Below are 22,284 nucleotides of genomic sequence, written 5' to 3'. Positions count from 1 at the left end.
ATAACAGTAGTTTAATACATTTAACAAGTGGAAATAGTGATTTTGAGAAAATAACCGACCTTGAATAGTTGGCGGGAAAAAGGACAACGAGAGAACCGTGAGAAGAATCCTTTCATACCGGCGAGGAGCGAAATTTAAGGGCTGAAAACCTGATGGACCATTGAAAGGATTCCACGGTGAACTCGTGTCCGCCGCCAAGTATTCACAGTCTTGATTTTTCGTTCTTTTGTATCAAGACAAAAGGACATACAACTTGCAATAAGTTTACACTTACATTAATGGGGTAAGTCCTCTTAAAATAGGGATTACAGTTTGGCTGAAAAACATCTATTTTTAAATCGACTTAAAACCATTTGAATTTTATTGACTGTTAAACTAAATGAAGCAACCCCCGTTTCATAAATTAACACCGAGGGCTATACGGGTCTGGCAGTGGAGTAATTCTGTTCGGTCCCTCTTTCTTTTTGCACTTCCTGTTGCCTATGCAGCTATTTTTGGATACAGCGGATATCATCAATGGGCTATCATTTCACTTGGAATTATTGTGGTTGCAATTTGGATACTCTCAACCTTTTTGATGCCGTATCTCTCCTGGAAAAACTGGAGATATGCCATCGATGAAAATGAGATTGACCTGAAACGGGGTGTAATATTTAAAACCCGAACGCTGATCCCGTTGAGTCGTGTGCAACACGTAGACACCCGACAAGGACCCCTATTGGGATCTTACAATCTTGCCAGTGTAACGATCTCAACCGCTGCCACTACCCATGAAATCCCGGCACTTGATGAGGTTCTGGCCGACAGGGTACGCCATCAAATATCCACATTTGCAAGACTTGCCGAAGAAGATGTCTGATTTTCAACGCCAACATCCTGTCGCAGCACTCAGTCGTGCTTTTGGTTTAATACGTGGAAATATTGTAACCATTCTTGTATTTCTTTTTTTTGGTGCCCAGTCGGAAAGTTTTTCATTTTGGTGGTGGACCGCAGGCGGTTTTGCTTTTTTATTGATTGCAGGTGCAGCTAATTGGTGGCGTTTTTTGTTTAAGGTTGAGGATGGCCTGATACACATCAAGAGCGGTATTTTTGTGCGAAAAAATCTATATCTCACCAAAGATCGGATCCAGGTTATTGATATTACTGCAGGTGTCATTCAGCGCATTTTTGGCCTTGTTCGGCTGGACATTCAAACAGCCGGGGCCAGTTCGCGGGCTGCTGCAATAGAAGCCATTACAAGAGAAAAAGCAGAAGAGATTAATCAGCTGTTGCGGCGCGGGGAAAAGCAGGAAGAAGAGGGAGATGAGTCCTCTGTTGAATCCATACCGGAAATTAAACAAACCATTTCACTGCCCAATAAAGAGCTGCTCATTGCGGCTTCTACATCCGGTAGTTTTGGTATTGCCCTATCAGTAATCGGTACGGTTTTCTCCCAGATTGAGCCACTGATCAGTGAATCCCAAATGTATGAATATCTGTACAGCATTCTGCCTTCCCAAACAGATACAATGTTTTATATCGCCCTGATTGCGGGATTTGTTATTTTTGCATGGCTGCTCTCATTTTTCGGCACACTATTTAAGTATGGAAATTTCAGCCTTGTAGTAAAAGAAAAAGAGATCGTTATTTCCCGGGGCATCTTTGAGAAGAAAAGGGTCACTGTGCCGTTCAACAGAATTCAGGCTATTCATATTTCCGAGGGGATCATTCGTCAACCCCTGGGTTATGCGTCGGTCCATCTCGAAAGCGCCGGATATGGTGATGAAAAAGGGACCGGTTCAATTCTTTTTTTCCCGCTCATTAAGCGAAATGAAATTTTGCCATTGTTGGATGATGTTTTACCGGACTACCAAAAAGAGATGTTGGCACTGACGCCTCCCTCCCGATCTCTGCGGAGATATATTTTCCGATCCGCATTTTTAGTAACTGCTTTAACAGCACTGGCCTGGTGGAGATTTGATCTGAACCTGGCCATCTGGATCTTGCCGATTCTCTCTTTGATCTGGGGATGGCTGAAATACAATGACACAGCCCTGGGCTGGGGTGAGGATATCCTGGTGCTTCGAAGCCGGGGACTTGCCAAATCCACAGCTTACATCAAAAAGAAACGGGTACAGGATGTTTCCGTCAGCCAAAGCCCGTTTCAGCGATACCGGAATCTATGTTCTGTACAAGTACATGTTGCTTCGGGCGACCGCGGAAAATCATTCAGCGTTCGCGACCTCGAATTAGACGACGGTCTTATCATACTGCAACAACTCAAAATTGAAGGAATGAATACAACGATTGGTGAAGAGTTTTCTCCGGAGTCGATACGGCAGATTGTTCGGTTGCCGGGATGGGCGTAGACAGTAGACAGTAGACAGTAGACAGTAGACAGTAGACAGTAGACAGTAGACAGTTAAAGGTTTTTCACGCTTTTAGACATAAACAAATTTATCAGAAAGATTTTAAATCACCGTAACACGTAACTCAAAACTCGAAGTCCGAATGAAACCATATATCCTTGCGGAGAATAACTGGAAGAATATTAAAGAGATGAATGTGGAGCTTGCCGTTTTGCCCTGGGGAGCTACAGAGGCACACAACTATCACATGCCATATGCTACGGATAATTACCAGGTGGATGCCGTTGCGGAGATGTCAGCTAAAATTGCCTGGGAGTCAGGTAGAAAAGTCGTTGTTTTTCCGACGGTTCCATTTGGCGTAAATACGGGGCAGCCGGATATTAAACTCGACCTGAATCTTAATCCCAGCACACAACTTCACATTTTACGGGACATTATCACCGTTTTAAATCGGCAGGGAATTCATAAACTATTGGTTCTGAATGGCCACGGTGGCAACAATTTCAAACCATTACTCCGGGAATTAGGCCTGGAATTTCCTGATATGTTGCTGTCGCTCTGTAATTGGTTCCAGGTGGGAGACAAATCAAAAACGTTTGAAGAAGAAGGCGACCACGCCGATGAGATGGAAACGAGTGTGATGCTTTATCTTCGTGAAGATCTCATTCGTCCGCTGGAAGAGGCCGGAGATGGAGCCGAGAAAAAATCGGTTATCAAGGGAATTCGCGAAGGCTGGGCGTGGGCAGAACGTCGATGGTCCCAGGTTTCGGCAGATACAGGTATCGGAAATCCAAAAAAAGCCACGAAAGAAAAGGGAGAAGCTTTTATGAAAGAAGTAACAGAAAAGATCGGGAGTTTAATGATTGAATTGGCTGAAGCGGATACGGATAATTTGTATGAATAATCCCTCCTTGAGGAGGGTGGGCAAATTCTGTGTTTTTCAGAATTTGGTCGGGAGGTGTTTCTGTCATCACGCGAGAGAACACTCCTCTGAATTATTCAAGAACCTATTGAAAAATTCTGTCTCCCCTCAATGGGAGATATATGAACAAAACTGAATGAAAGCACGAGCGAGACGCTCGCGCTATCCTTTATTTTATTATTTGAAATGGCGCAAGCGTCTCGCTTGTGCCAACCTTTTTTTACGAATTCAGATCCGCGAAGTCTCGAAGACTTCGCGGATCTTACCATTTCTTACGCCGGATACACCGACTCTCCCGCCGCTGGTTCTTGTCCTTCGGAGTATGCTTCTACAGGAAGGCAACTGCATACGAGATTACGGTCGCCATATGCATCATCTACCCGACTCACAGCCGGCCAGAATTTGTTAAATCGTTGATTTGGAACCGGAAAGACGGCTTTTTGGCGCGAGTAGGGTCGATTCCAATCATCGCTTAACGCCACTCTCATAGAATGAGGCGCATGTTTCAATACGTTATCTTCGGAATCAGCCTCGCCATCTTCGACTTCCTGAATCTCTTTTCGAATTTGAATCATCGCATCACAAAATCGATCCAACTCCTCTTTCGATTCGCTTTCGGTTGGCTCAATCATCAGTGTTCCGGGAACCGGGAATGACATCGTTGGAGCATGGAATCCGTAATCCATCAGGCGTTTTGCAACATCAGTGGCATCAATCCCTATATCCTGTTTAAATTTTCTAAGATCCACAATAAATTCATGAGCGGTTCGTCCGCCGCGACCGGTATAGAGAATCGGGTAGTGCTCTTTTAACCGATCTTTCAAATAATTTGCATTCAATACTGCCACTTCAGTTGCTTCCTTTAAACCGTCAGCACCCATCATTCGTATATAAGCGTGCGAGATGGTCAATATACTGGCACTACCCCAGGGAGCTGATGAAACAGCCGGAATCCCCTGATCTCCATTAATTTTAATGACATCATGATCGGGAAGATAAGGAACCAGTTTTTCTACAACACCAATAGGCCCCATTCCCGGCCCCCCGCCGCCATGCGGAATACAAAATGTTTTATGAAGATTCAGGTGGCAGACATCTGCCCCGATTTGTGCCGGTGAGGTCCAGCCAATCTGAGCATTCATATTTGCACCATCCATATAAACGAGGCCGCCATGTTCATGTATCAACTCACAAATTTCCCGAATATCTTCTTCAAACACACCGTGCGTGGACGGATAAGTAACCATCAGAGAGGAGAGCCGTTCACTATTTTTTTCAACTTTCTCACGCAGATCTTCCAGATCAATATTTCCGTCCTCATCACACTTTGTAACTACAACCTCCATGCCGGCCATCACCGCGCTTGCCGGATTGGTTCCGTGAGCAGATGAAGGAACAATCGTCACATTCCGCTGGGTTTCGCCATTGGCGTGATGATATCCGCGAATGGTCATCAAACCGGTATACTCACCCTGTGCTCCGGAATTGGGCTGAAGTGAGAACTTCGCAAAACCGGTGATCTCAGAAAGCCAATCATCCAGTTCCTCAAAAAGTTGGTGATATCCTTTGGCCTGATTGGTTGGTGCAAATGGATGTATATTGCCAAACTCCGGCCAGGTCAGTGGGAATCATCTCAGCGGTGGCATTCAGCTTCATTGTGCAGGAACCGAGTGAGATCATCGAGTGAGTCAAACTTAAATCCCGGTTCTCAAGCTCTTTCAAGTATCGAAGCATTTCGTGCTCAGAGTGAAACTGGTTGAACACCGGGTGCTCCAAATATGGAGTCGTTCGGGTGAGTGATTCAGGATAATTTACCCTCATCACCCTGGACGCCTTTTGTACATCAAACGAATTCTCTTTATTTGCAGCCTCTGCAAATATCTTCAGCACATCTTCAACATCAGATATATCTTTTGTTTCGTCAAAAGAGATACCAATTCCATCTTCCGAATATCTGAAGTTTATCTGATGATCCTCAGCATTTTTCTGAATCAACTCAATCTGATCGGAGGTTAGATTCAGAACCGTTATGGTATCAAAAAACTGTTCGCTAACAGTTTCGTACCCCAATTCCTTCAAACCGGCTGAGGCAAGCTTCGCCAGGCCGTGAATTTTTGATGCAATTTTTTTCAATCCCCCGGGGCCGTGATAAGCCGCATACATTCCCGAAATAACAGCCAATAAAACCTGTGCTGTACAGATATTCGAAGTGGCTTTTTCCCGGCGAATATGCTGCTCCCGTGTTTGAAGCGCCATTCTATATGCCGCATTTCCTTCAGCATCTTTCGTTACGCCGATAATTCGTCCCGGTATCTGTCGCTTGAATTTCTCTTTTGTAGCAAAATAAGCCGCATGTGGACCGCCATAACCCATCGGCACGCCAAAACGCTGAGTGGTTCCCACCACAACATCCGCTCCCATTTCGCCGGGCGGAGTGAGAAGTGTAAGACTCAACAGGTCGGCCGCAACCGTTACATACACATCATTGGCATGAGCCGCCTCAATCAAACCTGACAGATCTTTAACCGTACCATAGGTATCGGGATATTGAAGCAAAATTCCGAAAATATTTTCATTATTCAGATCGGCTTCGCCGGGATTCCCAAAAACCAGTTCAATTTCCAGTGGTTCCATTCGGCTCTTTAACACCGATTTTGTTTGGGGATGACAGTTTTCCGATACAAAAAAGGTGTTTGCTTTTTTCCGTTTTTTCCCTCGCCGGCGTCCATGCAGCATCGAGATCGCTTCGGCTGCAGCGGTTCCTTCATCCAACAATGACGCGTTGGCGATCTCCATTCCGGTCAGATCAGTAACCATCGTCTGAAAATTAATCAGAGCTTCCAACCGTCCCTGCGAAATTTCAGCCTGGTACGGTGTGTAGGCTGTGTACCAGCCCGGATTTTCCAGGATATTCCGCAAGATCACATTTGGCATATGAGTGTCATAATATCCCATACCTATAAATGAGCGATAAATCTCATTCTCCGAAGCTGTTTTTTTGATATGATCGAGGTACTCAAATTCACTAAGTGCCGGAGGAAGGTTAAGGGGTTTATCAAGGCGGATTTTAGCGGGAATAGTCTCTTTCAATAACTGCTCGATCGACTCCGCTTCACAAATCTCGAGCATCTCATTTTTTTGCTGTTCATCCGGGCCGATGTGCCGTGTGGAAAAGCGTTCCTTCTCAAAATCTATCTGCATAAAAAATCGAATCTCAGTGTCTAACTATCTTTCTGATTTCAAACAAGAAGCCGACGCTATTGGTTCACTTGAGGCTGGCATGATTCGGCAACTTTTTAATAAGTATAACAGCTAATAAAGATATGGATTTTTTATGGGTTTGGCATTCTTTGATGAATAGATTTGCAACCTGGCAGGTTCATGAGAAAGCAACCTGCAAGAGTACCAGTGCTTTTCCGGTTCCTGGCAGAGTTGCGTACCCCGATTTACAATTGGGTACGTTTTGAAGTAAACATTCGAACTCTGACAGGAACTCCGCTCCGCTTCGTGCTCTGCCAGGTTCTTAGGTCAGCAACCTGCAAGAGTCCCCGACACGGTTTTGTCGGGGTCCTGGCAGATTGCGGGGCATTGTATTGGTTAAGATCATCGCTAATGCCATAGAAACGAACCCGTTCATTAAATCTCTCCTGGCCGGTTCAAGAATTCGAATGGTCATAAAATTTCTTTTCGAATCTCTTCTTTGGCTTTATCCCAGTCCATGTAAGTTATCTTTCCTTCAGCTACTTCTTTTCTTCTTCTTGCAAGTTCTTCGCCATGCCATTCTGGAGGCTTATAATGTGCTGAGGATGAAAGATCGGCCCACAATTTTTCCATGAGTTCAATCTTTTCGTTCAGAGATAAGTTTTCGATCGTAATTGGTTTACTCATATCTCTAAGCTAATAGATTTGGAATGATTTGCAAAAGACATATAAGACAACCGACCTGGCAGGAACTCCGCTCTGCTTTGTACTGCCAGGTTCTCGGCTTCTATTTTCCTACTTCCGAAGCATCACGCTTGTGGTCGAAATCTTCCACTTCGATGATTGTATCGAAACCGCGCTTGCTCAGATCCCAGTAGAGGTAGCCGAGGGCAAGAAGACCTGCTACAAGACACATGGCAAAGCTGCCATAATTACCGAACAGGAAGTGTCCGAATCCAAACAGTGCCATGTACACTAAAACTACACCGGCAATCCAATTGTAGAGGAGCGGCATCAGTTCACCGTCGTCTTCGATGTCTGGGTTTTCTTCCTGGAGCGGTTTCCAGCCGGGTCCGCCGGGACGAACCTTTCTAAAGAAGAGAGTTAATTTTTTGTGATCGGTTGGCTTAGTAAGAAATGTTACAAGCAGCCAGATAACGGTGGTGATGGCTACTACATAATAGAGATTCATGGGAAACGGATCACGGATTCCGGGGACCGGAACGCCTAAAAGAACAAGGATAACAAGAAAAATAGGTGTCAGCGAAGCTGCCAGTTCACTCCATGCGTTGATACGCCACCAGTACCATCGAAGGATCAGAACCAAGCCCAGTCCGCCGGATGCTGTCAATACCAATCCCCACGCCTCACGGATGGTACTGAGCTGTGTGGTAACCAAAAATGCAAGAATCGCTAATACAAATGTTACAACTCTTGAAACAAATACATAATGCTTTTCATCTTCATCCGGCTTGATAAAACGACGCCAGAAGTCATTCACCAGATAGGATGTCCCCCAGTTAAGGTGAGCTGCAAATGTGCTTGTAAATGCCGCTAAAAATGCAGCAAACAGAAGTCCCAGCAGGCCGGGTGGAAGTACTTCTCTCATCACCAAAACAAATCCTTCACGGGAATCAGCCAGATTTGGATACAGTACCAATGAAACCAGTGCAACAATAATCCATGGCCACGGACGCAGGCAGTAGTGAGCAATATTAAACCAAAGAGTTGCGAACAGTGCGTGTTTTTCGTCCTTGGCACTCATAATTCTCTGGGCTACATAACCGCCTCCGCCGGGTTCGGCTCCCGGATACCAACTCGACCACCACTGCACACCGAAGTAAGCGGCAAATGCACCGAAACTGAGTGAAAGAACGGCCACTCCTTCGGCAGTCTGACCAATAGTTGGAAGGAATTGAAATGTCTCAGGCGGAAGTTTTTCCTGGAGGCCTGAAATTCCGCCAATTTCAGGAATATTCACCGCATATACTGCAAGAACAATTGTACCACCAAGCGCAATAACAAACTGAAAAATATCGGTTACAGCCACACCCCAAAGACCAGAAATCAGGGAGAAAAATCCAACAAATATAATCAGAAATCCAACCAACAGAAGCGGTGCACTAATATGAATCCCTAAAAAATTAAACGCTTCCTGGCCAAAAAGCGTCATTCCCGGAAACAGCACATTAAAGATCGATTCCATGGCCAGTGATACCCATCCGAGGATGATAATATTCATCAGAAGTCCAAAATAGATCGCTTTAATTCCGCGAAGCCATGCCGCTTGCTTGCCAGCATAACGGAGTTCAATAAACTCCACATCTGTTAATACTCCACTGCGCCGCCAGAGCCGGGCAAAGAAAAATACGGTCAGCATTCCTCCCATCAGGAAGTTCCACCAAAGCCAGTTACCGGCAATTCCGTCCAGTGCAACCATTTCGGTAACGGCGAGAGGTGTATCCGCCGCAAATGTGGTTGCCACCATGCTTGTACCGATAATCCACCACGGCATATTACGGCCGGACAGAAAAAATTCAGTTGTATTTTTCCCCGCACGGCTATAGAAATAGAGAGCAATGGAAAGGGCAAATACAAAATAGGAAGCTACGAGAATCCAGTCCAGAGTTGTAAGAGTTGAAACCATTTTCTATGTAAAATTGAGATTCATGGACATCAAAGAGATCGCTTTCTGCGTCTCAGTTATCATACCCGAAAATTTCACTAAATATGCCTTTATGACGATTAAAAAACAACGAATAATTCGTTCTAAAGCAAGCAGGTTTGTTAGCTATAATCGCCATCACAGAATATAGAATTCAGACGATGCAATGCAAATCTGGAACCGCTTCCTTTTTTTGGTCTTTACGGGGTAAATATGAGTATTATTTTTTCTTAACTATTGTTAAAAGTGCCGTTTAATTTCGTTTTAAACTGGATTACGGAACGAGCTCATTTACAAAAATGAAATTATCTGCTGATTTTTTTAATGATAGTTTCCTAAAATTTTGTTTATTGAAAAGAATACATGTTGTATTCAACCTGAGCTATGAGCATCAAAAAATATCATATCGGCCTGACTCAATGGGGATTTAAAGACTGGGTTGGTAACTTTTTTAGCGAAAGTGCCAAACCTGATCGTTTTCTCAATGAGTACGCATCAGTTTTTAATGCAGTGGAAGGCAATACTACATTTTACAGGGTTCCAACGCCCGAAACCGTTCAAAAATGGGGAGAACAGGTCCCTCCCGATTTTAAATTCTGTTTCAAGTTCCCAAAGAATATTACGCATCACAGACAGCTCAAAAATGTGACCGAGGAGGTCCTCTCCTTCCTGGATCTGTTTCAACCGATTCGTACAAACCTGGGCCCATTTCACATTCAGTTAAGTCCATCTTTTTCGTACGAACAGATGCAGAATATTGAGGAGTTAATTGAGGTGTTGCCGGCTCACCTGAGTTTTGCACTTGAGGTACGTCACCCCGATTTTTTTGATAAGGGAAAGAAGGAACGGCATCTGAATAATGTATTGAAAAGTTACGGAATCAACCGGGTGGTTTTTGATACCCGGCGCCTCCATGAGTTAAAAAGTAACGACCCTTCGGTTTTAAAAGCCAAAAAGAAAAAACCAAAAATTCCCGTTCGATTTGATTCCACCGGAGCCAATCCATTTATTCGTTTTGTGGGAGGTAATGAAGTCATTCAAAATGAATCTCACCTGAAGGAGTGGTCGATCATTATTGCCAACTGGATTCGCGACGGTAAGCACCCTTATATGTTTATTCACTCTCCCGACACTTTACACGCACCAAAACTTGCCCGTTATTTTCATCGAGAGCTATCCAACCTTACTGAGCTCGAACCCCTTCCCGAATGGCCTGTTGACAGGAAAGACAAACAGCTTGGCCTGTTTTAGTTGGATCTTCGCTGTTGTTTATTACATCTACCACTGTATCATCCTGGACTTGCAAATTACTAATCCCTGCAACCAGGAAAATAGAAAGTATAAAGGATGTAATAACGGAGAATCTTTTTTTGGTAAACATGTTTAGATAATATTTTATTGATGATTGTTTTTTTGGAAAAATTTTTTCCCTTCGTTTCATTCACCTAAACATGCAGATGATTATCATGTTTTCATTAAGCTATTGTTTTTACACTTTTTAAATTCAAAATTGTTAGATACAGTTTGATCTACTTTTACTATTCACTTCATTCATTTATCTAATGAACTCACAAGGTGAACCCGAATACAAAATTCCTTATTTTATAATTCTTTGAATTTTTACTGAGTAATACCCAACAATGCCACAAACCGAAACAACTGTTCAGGACAATCAGATTTTAGAGGAGGCGAAAAAGCGGCGAACCTTTGCTATCATTTCGCACCCGGATGCTGGAAAAACAACTCTCACGGAAAAACTGCTTCTGTATGGGGGTGCTATTCATGAAGCCGGTTCCATCCGCCAGAGGAAAGCGGCCCGGTATGCAGCATCCGACTGGATGGCAATCGAAAAAGAGCGTGGAATTTCAGTAACATCGTCGGTTCTTCGGTTTGAGAAAGACGGCATCCGATACAATCTCCTTGATACCCCCGGCCACAAGGATTTTTCTGAAGATACCCTGCGAACTCTCGTTGCCGCCGACTCTGGTTTAATGGTAATTGACGTTGCCAAAGGTGTGGAGGAACAGACAGAAAAACTGTTTGAAGTTTGTAAAATGCGCCAGGTACCGGTTATCACGTTTGTAAATAAGTGCGACCGTCCCGGTATGGATCCGCTGGAAGTTTTGAGTAACGTGGAAAATAAACTTGGTATTGAAGCGATTCCCGCAAGCTGGCCTGTTGGATACGGACGGAAATTCCAGGGAATTTATGACCTGATCGGCAAAGAGATGCATCTCTATCGAAAATCTAAACATGGTGCTCAAAAAGCGGAAACCGATGTTTTTACATCTCTGGAGGAGGGTTTAGCTGAAAGTTCATTATCCGGACCTGAAAAAGAGGATTTAACTGAAGAGATTCTTCTGATTGAGGATATGTTTGAAAACATGGATCGTGAGGGATTTAAGATTGGCGAAGTTTCTCCCGTATTCTTTGGTTCGGCGTTGAACAATTTTGGATTGGATGTATTTCTAAATTATTTCCAGAATTTGGCTCCGAGTCCGCAACCTTATCAGAATTCAGAAGAGCAAGAACATAATCTCAATCAACCTTTTAGCGGATTTGTATTCAAATTGCAGGCCAATATGAATCCCGATCACCGCGATTGTGCGGCTTTTGTTCGGGTTACATCGGGCAAATTTGAGCGGGGCCTTGAAGCTATTCATGAAGGAACCGGCAAGAAAGTTCGCATGTCTACTCCACATACATTAATGGGAGACGAACGCCACATCATGGAGGAAGCCTATCCCGGAGATATTGTTTCGCTGTTTAGTCCGGGATTTTTCCGAATCGGTTCAACCCTCTATTCCGACAAGCCAGTAAAATTTAATGTGATTCCGCTCTTTACACCGGAACATTTTATGAAGGTTTCAACCAAAGATCCATTCAAGCGAAAACAACTTCGTGAGGGATTGAAGCAGCTCTCTGAAGAGGGTGTTGTTCACGTTTTTGAAGTTCCCCAAGGCGTTGGGAATGAGCTTCTGCTTGGAACCGTTGGCGTTCTTCAGTTTGATGTTGTTACGCATAGAATGTCTACCGAATATGGCGTTGAACTTCATCAGCAGCCGGTTTCGTATAATTCTGCCCGGTGGTTGCCGAATGAAAGTGAAGAGATCATCAAAAAACTGGAAAATAATTACTCCACGCATATCACAAAAGATATGGAGGGCAATCCTATCGTTCTTTTTGAAAGTGCATATGCACTAAACCAGGCCGAAGAGAAAGTGGGAGCTGAGAACTTGTTTAAGTACAAGCAAGATTAGGCAGGGTACAGGATACAGGATGTAAGTGGCAGGAGATGTCAATCCCTGGATTGACTTGACCGGTAGTGAATCTGGAAATGCTGCAAAAATATAGTGTTTAAATAGCTCGTTGCTTCCTGACTTCCGCATTGGGACACCCTGTTAAAAGTTGAATAAATCAGCCAGCATCCTCTGTTCCTCATTTAAGATTAGGGTTTGATGAATTTCCTCCTTGTTCAAGGGAGTGACGACTTTTATGGCATAGATCGTTTTTGCGATATCGATAGCTTTTTCCGGGCTTAGATCTGACTTCTTCTCTTTTAATTGCCTTTCCAGCTCTTTGTAGACCTTGTATGCCACAAAAGCGATACAAATATGAGCTTCAATCCTGCGTTGAAGCCTGTGATAAACAGGCCTGATTTTTAAGTCTGTCTTCGAAATTCTAAAGGCCCGTTCTATTTTCCATAGATGAGCGTAGTTTTCAATCACCTGGTCTTTGCCGAGCGTGGAGTTGGTCAGGTATCCCTTCAGTCCATCCCACTTGGCATCGGCTTCAAATTTCTCCCGATCAATGCTGATCGATACGTCTCCTTCCAAGACCAGGTATTTATTGTAGCCTCTGTTGTTGATGTTGGCTTTGGTGAGCTTCCCGGATTTGATCCGTTTCTCCAACTTTTGCAGGCCTTTTTGGCGATTGCGTTGATCTTTACGAGCTCGTTTATCACTATAGCTGATAATTAATCGTATGCCATCTTCTTTGTCAATTACGCTGCTCTGATTGTCGGTCAACTTCAACTCGAGAATTTGGGTTTTGATAGATTTTGCCTCGTTTTTGATCCGCGCTCCCAAAATAAACTCATAGCCGTTGTCTTGCAGGTTGGTAATATTGGCTTTAGACAACAGGCCCGAATCGGCAACAATCACCAGCTTGTCAAGCCCGTATTTATCCTTAAAGGCATCCAGTACCGGCAACATCGTGTGGCCTTCAAAGGTATTACCCTGGAAGATTTCATAGGCCAGCGGATAGCCATTCTCGCTGACCAACAGGCCCAGGACAATCTGGGGGCGGTGATGTTTGCCATCCTTGCTAAAACCGGTTTTGCGCAGGGTATCTTCCCTATCAATTTCAAAATAGAGAGTCGTTACATCGTAAAACACCAACCGTATATCTTTGCCCAGTACCTTCCGCGTATGGCGGTAGCTGATCTGCTGGACCGTTTCCTTTTGAGTGTTGTAGAGTTTATCCAGGTACCGGTAGATGGCATCCTCATCAACAGTGATTCCATGATATTTTTGCAGATAGTCGGTCAGTCCTGAGTTTGCTCACCGGGAAACAAAGCCTGGCCAATACCAGCCTGCGAAACAGATCATCGTCAATCTGGTTGAAGCCGATCTGATCAAACAGCCGGCCAAGCAACAGCTCTGTTCCGGCTACCGTCACGCTTTGAATTCCGGAAATGAAGGAATGGTACAGCTGTTTCTCATCATGAAAATCAAGCTCGGATTGCCCCAGTTGATGGCTGATCCATTGGTGAGCACGGCGAATCAGCCGATCGATCTGCTGCGGGTCATCTGAGCTGCCCATGGTTTTTACCACCTTGTAGCTGCCCGAGCTTTTATCGATGACCTGAACACTGGTGCTTCCACTTTTATTGGGTTTCTTACGTACAAACATGCGCCCAAAATACGCCAAAAAAAGATCAGGACACCCAAACATTGTTTTTTATGCCCGTAAGTCATTAAAAAACAATGCCGATATTTTTCACATCAAAAAAGTGCGGAAGTCAGGTGAAATGCTGCAAAAATATAGTGTTTAAATAGCTCGTTGCTTCCTTTCACAAGAATGGATTCTTTTTTAAAATAATCCAATAAAAAAGGAGACTTTAATTAAAAGCCTCCTTTATTCAATTATTACTCAGCTTTTACTATTCATTAAAGTTATCACTTATTACCGTAGCGCGTTTGGTGGATCCATCTTCAAAAAATATTTCCATTCCCACAAAGCCAAATAAATGGTTTCCAACGTATTTGATTTTTGACACACCAGGTATGCCGTTTCCGGTCTCCTCAACTTCAATTACCTTGATATATATAAATCCGTACTCGTAATCATCATCCTTAGATACCTTGGTAACTTTACGCGTGATCGTTTTTCCGTTCACCTTTTTTTTGTATGTATCACCTTTTTTTGCCCCGTAGTTAATGAGAGTAAATGGTGAGCCGTCTTCATAAATATCCTGGATACCCTTTGATGTAAGCCTGATTTTTATTGTTCCGGAATATACATCTGAACTTTGACTTTCCATCTCAAATGTGGGCGAAAGCTCCAAAATTGATTTCATCATCGGGTCCGTAACTTTACCACTGGCTGTAATTGTAGCAATATCATCCGACTGATACGTAACCACTGCATTCGACTCAGAAACTCCAAGTCCTGCTGCATACAGTGAAAACTCATTTCCTAATGCAGCCATTGGTGACGGATCTCCTCCCAGCGGACTTGTGCCTGAATCATCGTCATTTCCATCCAATAATCCGCATGAGCTTAGAACAATGAACACCATTGTGGTCATAAAAAAATACATTATACGTTTCATAGCGCTCCTTCTTTTGTGTTTGAACTGTTGTTATACTCTTTTTGATACTTGTAAACCAAAACTCTGAAAATGATGATGGAGAGAACCATGAAAAATGCAAAGGCACAGGCTATAGCAATAAAAATCGGCCAACCGAAAACAGTGATATATAGTAGAATCAGAAAGAGAGAGGTACCGTAGACCCCATAAATAATGGCTTTGATCCTCAAAAAAGATATTTCCGGCAATTCGTGTTTCTCTTTAGAAAACAGGATTGCCAGAAGTCCAAGTAGTGAAAAAACAAATGCAAGTTCGTCCAGTGCGTTAGTCTGGGCAAATACAAACCATCTTGTCTCGGCGTAAGACGTCACTATTGCAAAAACAGGGATTTCAAAATATGTGGGGCGGCCCCCGAAGAAATAAAGATATGCAGCTCCGATTCCCAGAAAAATCATTATATAACCGGCAAACCTGAATCGAAAAGGTAGGAGAGGTAAAAATTGATATGATTCAGCTCCCCGAGCCATAATTTTCTCCACTTTCTTACTTATAAAAGTAAGGAAGTTAGAAGTGAATAGCTCGCATCAAGAAAGAATTCTTAAAAGAATTTTAACCCCTGAATTTGGTTCTATCTCAATCCCCATTCCTCTTCAGATACTGCCAGGCAATACCAAGCAAAACCAAATAGGCAATCAGGGCAAAAAGCACCATCCAGAATCCTTCTGTGGGATCATCAAAATAGTGGACGGGTGCGTTGATGAGAAGAAGCAGCGGAAAGCCAAAAACAAGTGCCAGTCCGCTACCATACACAAGGTTATAACTGGCGGGTGATTTCATCCCCGAATCTACAATTCTAAGAAGAACCAACGCCGACTGTAGAGTTCCGGTCATGTTGCCAAAAATGGTTGCAAAGCGTTCAAATTCAAACTGCTGAAATGCATCCCGAGTCATATATTGAATGACCCACCATGTTGCAAGAGACACCAGGATTGAAATGGCAAGTAAAGACACCCAGTATTGAGCAACCACTACAAGACTGATTGCGGCAACGGAAGCCACAATCATAAAATCCATAAATAGATTGGAGCAGCGGGTCATTGTTGTGTCGTCAATCACCCGGCTGGCATTCACGGTATCCATCATCTTGCGAACAAAAAGAGCCACAATTGCTGCAAGTATAAAATGAAATGACCAAAGCGTTGTAACCTCATTTTCAGCTCCAACGGAGATCAGTCCCCACTCCAGCACTGTTACCACCAGGTAAGTAAGTATAAATGTAAAACCGATCAGCCCGAGATGAAGTGAAAACGACTCAATATTCTCGGAAGAAGTGGTAATTTTCTCTTCTTCATTTGCTTTCGGTTTATCCAAAATTCCTTTTTCACTTCATCCGGCAGTTCATCATCGGAGTTTATATAGGCTGCGCGTCCTTGTTTGATGCCTTGCCGTACCAACCATATACCAACCGTATAAGCCACCATAAACCCACAGGCAGAAAAGGTAAGTCCTACAATTCCGCCGCTTGCAAATCCGAACTGCTCCCAGTTTGTACCGATGGTGTACGCAATCCCGGGATTCATCCCAAAAGCCAAAGGCGGCAGCAACCCGATCCCGGCAAACAGATCCGGCAGAAATGTATAGATCAGGATAAAGGCAATAATCAACCCAACAATTGCCTGCACCAGGTAAACGGAGAGAAATATCAGCCCAAATTTTACAGATGAGAGGCCCATTTTGCTTTTCGGTGCACGTAAACCTAAAGCTATAAACAGAAGTGCCAAGAGGTGATAGACGTAGGTTCCCAATCGTTCGGATGTAAGGTCGATCCAGCCCAGCAGATTTGCACCTAAAATCAACCCGAGTGTTCCGGCTAAAAGGTTGGCGGGAATCAAGTATTTTTGGAGAATACTTACTTTGCTTCTGAGATAGGTAGCAATAACCAGGAGAACGCCCATCCAGGCAAAATCGAGAAAAAATTCTCCGGCAGATATGTCGAGTGTCCAGGAGCCCATGTCACAGCGAATTTACAGGATTTTCGCCAGCTTTCAACCTGTTTATATAAAGTTGCCATTGAAGGGCACTTTGTCCTTCCAGGTTGAACTGGATACTTTGATCAGCGCCGGTAACTGTCAATTTATGATTTTGCTCAACAGAGGTGTACTGGATTTGATCCAGCGTTAAATCAAATTTACGTGAACCGACTGCGATTTTAAGCCCGCCTGGTGTAAGTTGTGCTAAACCGCGACCGATTGCCTGAAGGCGCTGTTCTTTGTCCAGAGTATTTACAAAACTGCCATTTTTTTGAAGCAATACTTTTTCCCGGGAATCTTCAAAAACCATCGGCATGGCGTTAATCTCTTCATGCAGATCGATGATCGATACAATCGAATCATCCGGGGCGATCAACCTGGAGGCGGTGTTCATTCGGTATCGAAAATCGGATGTCCGGCTGAATACATGCTCGCCGTCGGGTGAGAAAACGGCTCCATCTACACCGGTATCCGGGCATCGATAAAGAAATCGGTGAATACCTGATGCCGGTTTACTGCATTTTTGCGGCATCGCATTCTCCGGCGGATGATATTCATCAAATGTGATCAGTTTACGGCATTGACTGGCAAATGTATCATAATCATCAAAATCGGATGCATGCAGCGGATCCAAAAATGTAGTTCTACACTTCCTTTTCTGATTTTATCTGCCCACCGCGGCCATCCTAAATAGGACCCATGAATTTGTACCGGGTGAACCGGGATCTTCATTTTCCAAAACAACTTAAGTGTGGTTTCGATGAGAGGTTTTGGTTTTCCATCCCAGCGACGGCCGCCTTCGGGAAAAATGACAATCATCCGGTTTTGATCCATCATTTTCAACACACTGCGAATGCTTCCAGGTTCGGGTACATACTTGCTGGTTGGAACAATGCCGATGCTGTCCATGAAAATTCGCGGGAGCGTTTTATGAAACTGGTCGCGGGTCATCACTCCGGCGGTGGGTTCTCGGGTCATGCCGACATTGATCATGAAGGGATCAAAGTAGTTGGCATGATTCCCGTAAATAAAACACGGCCCGGTCATCGGCATATTTTCCGGGTTGATGATACGCGGACTAAAGAGATATTTCGTGGCCGGAATAATCGTCTTTCGCATGAAGGAAAAAGCTTTCTGCGAAAAGCCACGGTCATTTTTTTCGAAGGTAAAATCGTCGAACATTCGTTATGGCAGAGTTTTTCTGATTTTTACTTTCTTCTTCAATTGTCTCAAAACCTGATCCATATCATTCAAAATTTCCTCATTTGAAAATCTTATAACTAAGTAACCATATCGCTGTAACTCTTTCGTCCGTTCATCATCATAATACTGAGTATTCTCTTCACTATGATATTTGCCATCAGCTTCAACAATCAGCTTTAGTTCGTGGCAATAGAAATCAACAACAAAATCAAGAATTGGGTGCTGTCGCCTGAATTTTAGGTTTAGGAAACGACGGGCGCGAAGTTGTTCCCAAAGCACTTCTTCAGCCTTTGTCATTTCCCGGCGGAGTTCTTTTGCATATCTGAATTGATAGGGCTCTGCGCCTGCATGGAGTGAAAGCTTTATCGATTTGTTGCTTTTTTCGCCCTCACCCCCGGCCCCTCTCCCGCGGGAGAGGGGAGTTTTATTTTCTCTTTTGTTCGCCATCATCAAATGATTTAAATCAAACCAGGTTGCCCACAAGTAACTGTAAGCCCTCTCCTTGAGGAGAGGGTTTGGGAGAGGTAAATACAATTTCACATCTGCCGTTTCACGTTTTACTCCATATCCGGATACGGATCTATCGTCTCAATACTTCCATCGGGATTATGTGTCATCTCAGCCATTTTGATATTTCTGAGGTGAGTCTGACCACCGGAGAGTTCTGTGTCGTGGTAGAACAGGTACCATTTTCCTTCGAACTCAGCAATGGAATGATGGTTTGTCCATCCGATGACCGGCTCCAGAATTACTCCCTGGTATGTAAACGGTCCGTAGGGATTATCACCGGTTGCATAGACTATTTTGTGAGTATCGCCTGTGGAGTATGAGAAGTAGTACGTGTCGTTATATTTGTGAACCCAGGCGGCTTCGAAAAATCGTCGGTCGTTATCTCCGGCTGTGATTGGATCTCCATTTTGATCCAAAAGCATCACATCTTTGGGTTCTTCATCAAAGCTCAGCATATCATCACTCATGCGTGCAATTTTTGGCATAATCGCGGGTTCGTCATCTGCAGGATAAACATCTTCTTCCACATACTCACCGGTTTCCCACCGCTGGAGCTGACCGCCCCAGATTCCGCCAAAATACATGTAATACTCACCATCCGTGTCTTTATACACAGCCGGGTCCATACTGTAGCTACCTTCAATCGGTTCAGGCTGCGGATCAAAAGGTCCGGTGGGTGAGTCGGCCGTGGCCGCACCTATGAAGAATACTCCATTCTCATCCTTTGCCGGAAAATAAAAGTAGTATGTATCACCTTTCCTGTTGGCATCGGGAGCCCACATCTGCCGATCTGCCCAGGGGACATCATCTACGTGCAAAGCCATTCCGTGATCGGTTACTTCTCCACCCACAGTTTCCATCGAAAACACGTGGTAATCTTTCATATCGAAATGGCTGCCGAGGTCATCCTGCGGAATTCCGGATTCATAATCGTGCGATGGATAGATGTAGAGCGTACCATCAAACACGTGGGCTGACGGATCGGCTGTGTACATATGATCGACCAATGGTTCGGAAATGGCGTTCAGGGTGTCGCTCATTACAGAACTCAGAACAGTTTCTGCTTCTGCCGAAGAATCTGACATTTCAGAATCGGAATCTCCCTGACAGCCAACTAAAAGAATCCCGATAGTTAAAACAATGATAAATAAAAGCTTTGTAGACAATTGATTAGACATGATTATAGCTTTGTTTAATGTTCGATGGATAAGGTTCCGCATCCATATTCAAATAGATACCCACTTCCAATCGGCGAACCCGGAGGAGTGTATGGAGCCGGAGGTGTTGAAAATGATTCGGGTTCTTTGTTGTACTGTTCGATCAACCCGAGAATATAGTTATAATGAGCGTTCCAAACCGTGTTGTCAAGTCCTAATATACGCTCGGTTAAATTAAGCTGCAGATCTTCGAGAACAGATTTGGTAATCGCTTTTACATCCGGTGAGGCATTTTCGTTGGAGGCGAGTTCAACCAAATTTCGAAAAACGGCTATATTCACACCTCGCTGAATGGCTCCCTTATATCCTTCACTCATGTCTCCTAAAATTGTGGCATTCAATACCTCTTCCGTTACTTCCATCAAATCGGGAAATACAGGATTCCTTGCTGATTGTGTTGTGAGCCGGGCTGCTCGTTCCGCGTTAAAAATCATATTGGCTGTTTGATCTGCCGCAACTTCCGCCATCGCTACCGGATCGAGCATGGGATTGGTATATCCCCTGAAATGTTCCCTGGATGATGGAGTCTGCACCGGTTGTGGCGGGATCAGATCCAGAATCTCTTCGGGCAGGGCTAATTCATTGGGCTGAAGGGTTTGAATGAGCGACTGAACGGCATTTCGCTGAAGTTGGGCATCTACTATTTCAGGATTGGTTTGATCATCCCCACGAAGATTGTATGCGTAGTTCACACCCCCAATCAGTTTCGAAACGGCTTCTATCTGATATCGATGATAGAGATAGATCGGGACGAGTGCATTTTCCAGATCTGCCATCGGCCGTCCCATCCGGATTACTTCCTCATCAAAATTGTTGAGCGCAGTTCTGCGAATATCCAGGATATGATCCATCTGATCAATCACATCGGTTCCGTAGTCCCAAAGATGAGCTTTCGGATGAACACCGTTTTGGGGACGCGCGGCTTCATCAGAAATATAAAGCAAGTCCATATCCAGAGTCTCCTGTATAATTTCTTCAAGTGCTTCTTCCTCGTTTACATCATCCGGAAAATCCTGGTAGCCGTATGCAATGGTTCGTTTATCCCACTTGCCGATGTCGGTATCGTAAGCATTTTCCAGGCTCAGTGTACCATCCGGAAGAACCGTCGCCCGGGGATGCGGGTAATCCATTACGGAAGCCAGATCGTTGGTACTGGCGGCAAAGTTATGGGCTAAGCCAAGTGTGTGACCTACTTCGTGAGCCGATAGCTGACGAATTCGGGCGAGCGCCATCTCCAGCATCTCATCATCGGGTTCCGTGCCCTCTTCATACGGGGCCAGCAATCCCTCAGCAATCAAGTAATCCTGACGAACCCGCAGCGATCCCAGCAGCACATTTCCTTTGATGATCTCGCCCGTTCTCGGATCCACCACTGAAGATCCGTACGACCAGCCCCGCGTGGACCGGTGCACCCAGTTGATCACATTATACCGGACATCAAGCGGATGGGCGTCATCCGGCAGAATCTCAACCTGAAACGCATTTTCGTATCCAATCGCTTCAAACGCCTGGTTCCACCAGCGGGCACCGTCCAGCAGAGCCGACCGAACCGGTTCGGGAGTTCCGTTATCCAGGTAATAGACAATCGGCTCAACCGGCTCACTAACATCCGCTTCCGGATTTTTCTTTTCCAACCGGTGGCGGACGATATACTGCTTATAAAACTCACCGCCAATGGGAGCGCTGTAATCCTGGTATCCAATCGTAAAATAGCCAGAGCGTGGGTCGAATTTTCTGGGTTGATACTCATCATCCGGCAGTTCCACAAAGGAGTGGTGCTGACGAACGGTTACCGCATTCGGCGTGGGTGTGACTGACCGGAGCCAACCCCCGGCTCCGCTTCCCGTGAATGTAAGTGTCGCCTCAAACTCTGTGTTTTTGGGAAAATTGAACGTCCCCGGCAAGTGAATTGCCGAGCGGGATTGATTCACTGAATAATTTCCCTGGTCACTCTCGCTAAGTCTCTCGGCCACACCGTGGGCATCCTGCATCAAAAAATCGGTAATATCGATCAGGATTCGACCGTCCTCTTCCGCAGCCACTTCAAATCCAAACAACACGGATTGAGCAAACGCTTCATTAATAGATTTTTCTTCCAGCGGATTATTTGACGTGGCCCGATAATCGTAATTGGGCTGAACCAGCAGAACTTTTGGCCCAACCTTCTCAAACTTTACAATCCGCGTATCCCCAAGCTGACTCCGGTCCAGGCCGATATCATTTGATCCAATTCCTGCCGCCAGAGAATTCACATAGATAAACTCTTGCTCAAGTTTGTCGATCTCCAGCCAGATTTTGCCTTCAGATTCATCCCACCAGTAATCGAAGAAGCCTTCGTTTTTTTCCATGTCCGAGGTTTTTTCGGAGATGGGA

20 protein-coding genes are annotated in these 22,284 nt (G+C 44.5%); 5 read left to right on the top strand and 15 right to left on the bottom strand.

Translation table 11 applies throughout. The features are described from left to right. The first annotated feature begins 379 nt into the window (after positions 1-379). The 3 genes from U5K72_00760 (at position 380) to U5K72_00750 (ending at position 3,252) form a co-directional block, all read left to right on the top strand. A complete protein-coding gene (locus U5K72_00760; protein ID MDZ7717333.1) occupies positions 380-859 on the top strand; it encodes a PH domain-containing protein in 480 nt (159 codons plus the stop codon). Continuing rightward, positions 852-2,348 carry a PH domain-containing protein gene (locus U5K72_00755; GenBank protein MDZ7717332.1) on the top strand — a complete coding sequence of 499 codons (1,497 nt, stop codon included), beginning with the start codon at positions 852-854 and terminating at the stop codon, positions 2,346-2,348. Before U5K72_00760 ends, U5K72_00755 begins: the two co-directional genes overlap by 8 nt. A 142-nt stretch (positions 2,349-2,490) precedes the next feature. Next, a complete protein-coding gene (locus tag U5K72_00750; GenBank protein ID MDZ7717331.1) occupies positions 2,491-3,252 on the top strand; it encodes a creatininase family protein in 762 nt (253 codons plus the stop codon). Positions 3,253-3,542: 290 nt separating this feature from the next. On the opposite strand, the gene U5K72_00745 is transcribed toward U5K72_00750, so the two are convergent. The 4 genes from U5K72_00745 to U5K72_00730 all read right to left on the bottom strand — a co-directional run bounded on the left by U5K72_00745 (position 3,543) and on the right by U5K72_00730 (position 9,118). Further along, positions 3,543-4,868 (bottom strand): aminotransferase class V-fold PLP-dependent enzyme, encoded by a 1,326-nt coding sequence (locus tag U5K72_00745; protein ID MDZ7717330.1) that lies wholly within the window; start codon positions 4,866-4,868, stop codon positions 3,543-3,545. Then, positions 4,816-6,471, bottom strand: coding sequence for an aminomethyl-transferring glycine dehydrogenase subunit GcvPA (gcvPA, locus tag U5K72_00740; GenBank protein ID MDZ7717329.1), 1,656 nt, complete (start codon positions 6,469-6,471; stop codon positions 4,816-4,818). The genes U5K72_00745 and gcvPA overlap by 53 nt, the downstream gene beginning before the upstream one ends. 471 nt (positions 6,472-6,942) lie before the next feature. After that, positions 6,943-7,158, bottom strand: coding sequence for an addiction module protein (locus tag U5K72_00735; protein MDZ7717328.1), 216 nt, complete (start codon positions 7,156-7,158; stop codon positions 6,943-6,945). A gap of 100 nt (positions 7,159-7,258) precedes the next feature. Continuing rightward, positions 7,259-9,118 (bottom strand): sodium:solute symporter family protein, encoded by a 1,860-nt coding sequence (locus tag U5K72_00730; GenBank protein MDZ7717327.1) that lies wholly within the window; start codon positions 9,116-9,118, stop codon positions 7,259-7,261. 402 nt (positions 9,119-9,520) lie between these two features. Between U5K72_00730 and U5K72_00725 the strand changes: the two genes are divergently transcribed. Both U5K72_00725 and U5K72_00720 read left to right on the top strand, forming a co-directional pair. Then, positions 9,521-10,387, top strand: a complete 867-nt coding sequence (locus U5K72_00725; GenBank protein ID MDZ7717326.1) for a DUF72 domain-containing protein — start codon at positions 9,521-9,523, stop codon at positions 10,385-10,387. A gap of 389 nt (positions 10,388-10,776) precedes the next feature. Beyond that, complete coding sequence (locus tag U5K72_00720) at positions 10,777-12,396, top strand: peptide chain release factor 3 (protein ID MDZ7717325.1); 1,620 nt, start codon at positions 10,777-10,779, stop codon at positions 12,394-12,396. A 141-nt stretch (positions 12,397-12,537) separates the two neighbouring features. On the opposite strand, the gene U5K72_00715 is transcribed toward U5K72_00720, so the two are convergent. The 11 genes from U5K72_00715 to U5K72_00665 form a co-directional block, all read right to left on the bottom strand. Continuing rightward, on the bottom strand, positions 12,538-13,623 hold the full coding sequence (locus U5K72_00715) for an IS1634 family transposase (GenBank protein MDZ7717324.1): 1,086 nt from the start codon (positions 13,621-13,623) through the stop codon (positions 12,538-12,540). A gap of 22 nt (positions 13,624-13,645) precedes the next feature. Continuing rightward, entirely contained in the window at positions 13,646-14,050 is a 405-nt protein-coding gene (locus U5K72_00710; protein MDZ7717323.1) for a hypothetical protein, read from the bottom strand. A 250-nt stretch (positions 14,051-14,300) separates the two neighbouring features. After that, entirely contained in the window at positions 14,301-14,972 is a 672-nt protein-coding gene (locus tag U5K72_00705; protein MDZ7717322.1) for a hypothetical protein, read from the bottom strand. After that, positions 14,969-15,478, bottom strand: coding sequence for a hypothetical protein (locus U5K72_00700; GenBank protein MDZ7717321.1), 510 nt, complete (start codon positions 15,476-15,478; stop codon positions 14,969-14,971). The genes U5K72_00705 and U5K72_00700 overlap by 4 nt, the downstream gene beginning before the upstream one ends. 106 nt (positions 15,479-15,584) lie before the next feature. Next, positions 15,585-16,322: a hypothetical protein gene (locus tag U5K72_00695; protein ID MDZ7717320.1), complete on the bottom strand. Its 738-nt coding sequence runs from the start codon at positions 16,320-16,322 to the stop codon at positions 15,585-15,587. Next, a complete protein-coding gene (locus U5K72_00690) occupies positions 16,238-16,963 on the bottom strand; it encodes a sodium/glutamate symporter (protein ID MDZ7717319.1) in 726 nt (241 codons plus the stop codon). Before U5K72_00690 ends, U5K72_00695 begins: the two co-directional genes overlap by 85 nt. 1 nt (position 16,964) lies before the next feature. After that, positions 16,965-17,615, bottom strand: a complete 651-nt coding sequence (locus U5K72_00685; GenBank protein ID MDZ7717318.1) for a hypothetical protein — start codon at positions 17,613-17,615, stop codon at positions 16,965-16,967. Continuing rightward, positions 17,549-18,100, bottom strand: a complete 552-nt coding sequence (locus tag U5K72_00680; GenBank protein MDZ7717317.1) for a lysophospholipid acyltransferase family protein — start codon at positions 18,098-18,100, stop codon at positions 17,549-17,551. Before U5K72_00680 ends, U5K72_00685 begins: the two co-directional genes overlap by 67 nt. Positions 18,101-18,166: 66 nt before the next feature. Then, on the bottom strand, positions 18,167-18,724 hold the full coding sequence (locus tag U5K72_00675; protein ID MDZ7717316.1) for an endonuclease domain-containing protein: 558 nt from the start codon (positions 18,722-18,724) through the stop codon (positions 18,167-18,169). A gap of 17 nt (positions 18,725-18,741) precedes the next feature. After that, positions 18,742-19,872, bottom strand: coding sequence for a glycoside hydrolase family 43 protein (locus U5K72_00670; GenBank protein ID MDZ7717315.1), 1,131 nt, complete (start codon positions 19,870-19,872; stop codon positions 18,742-18,744). 14 nt (positions 19,873-19,886) lie between these two features. After that, on the bottom strand, positions 19,887-22,284 hold a 2,398-nt coding region (locus U5K72_00665), incomplete at its 5' end, for a zinc-dependent metalloprotease (protein MDZ7717314.1).

This window comes from Balneolaceae bacterium (assembly GCA_034521495.1).
GTDB lineage: Bacteria > Bacteroidota > Rhodothermia > Balneolales > Balneolaceae > Rhodohalobacter.
Note: the sequence above shows the minus strand (reverse complement) of the source record. Positions and strands in the feature narration are given on the sequence as shown.

Bases quoted from the DNA above. Each gene is read 5' to 3' on its own strand.
- U5K72_00680 (MDZ7717317.1), bottom strand. From the start codon at position 18,100: ATGCGAAAGACGATTATTCCGGCCACGAAATATCTCTTTAGTCCGCGT.
- U5K72_00760 (MDZ7717333.1), top strand. From the start codon at position 380: ATGAAGCAACCCCCGTTTCATAAATTAACACCGAGGGCTATACGGGTC.
- U5K72_00705 (MDZ7717322.1), bottom strand. From the start codon at position 14,972: ATGAAACGTATAATGTATTTTTTTATGACCACAATGGTGTTCATTGTT.
- U5K72_00735 (MDZ7717328.1), bottom strand. From the start codon at position 7,158: ATGAGTAAACCAATTACGATCGAAAACTTATCTCTGAACGAAAAGATT.
- gcvPA (MDZ7717329.1), bottom strand. From the start codon at position 6,471: ATGCAGATAGATTTTGAGAAGGAACGCTTTTCCACACGGCACATCGGC.
- U5K72_00725 (MDZ7717326.1), top strand. From the start codon at position 9,521: ATGAGCATCAAAAAATATCATATCGGCCTGACTCAATGGGGATTTAAA.
- U5K72_00670 (MDZ7717315.1), bottom strand. From the start codon at position 19,872: ATGTCTAATCAATTGTCTACAAAGCTTTTATTTATCATTGTTTTAACT.
- U5K72_00750 (MDZ7717331.1), top strand. From the start codon at position 2,491: ATGAAACCATATATCCTTGCGGAGAATAACTGGAAGAATATTAAAGAG.
- U5K72_00720 (MDZ7717325.1), top strand. From the start codon at position 10,777: ATGCCACAAACCGAAACAACTGTTCAGGACAATCAGATTTTAGAGGAG.
- U5K72_00710 (MDZ7717323.1), bottom strand. From the start codon at position 14,050: ATGTTTGTACGTAAGAAACCCAATAAAAGTGGAAGCACCAGTGTTCAG.
- U5K72_00700 (MDZ7717321.1), bottom strand. From the start codon at position 15,478: ATGGCTCGGGGAGCTGAATCATATCAATTTTTACCTCTCCTACCTTTT.
- U5K72_00730 (MDZ7717327.1), bottom strand. From the start codon at position 9,118: ATGGTTTCAACTCTTACAACTCTGGACTGGATTCTCGTAGCTTCCTAT.
- U5K72_00690 (MDZ7717319.1), bottom strand. From the start codon at position 16,963: ATGGGCTCCTGGACACTCGACATATCTGCCGGAGAATTTTTTCTCGAT.
- U5K72_00755 (MDZ7717332.1), top strand. From the start codon at position 852: ATGTCTGATTTTCAACGCCAACATCCTGTCGCAGCACTCAGTCGTGCT.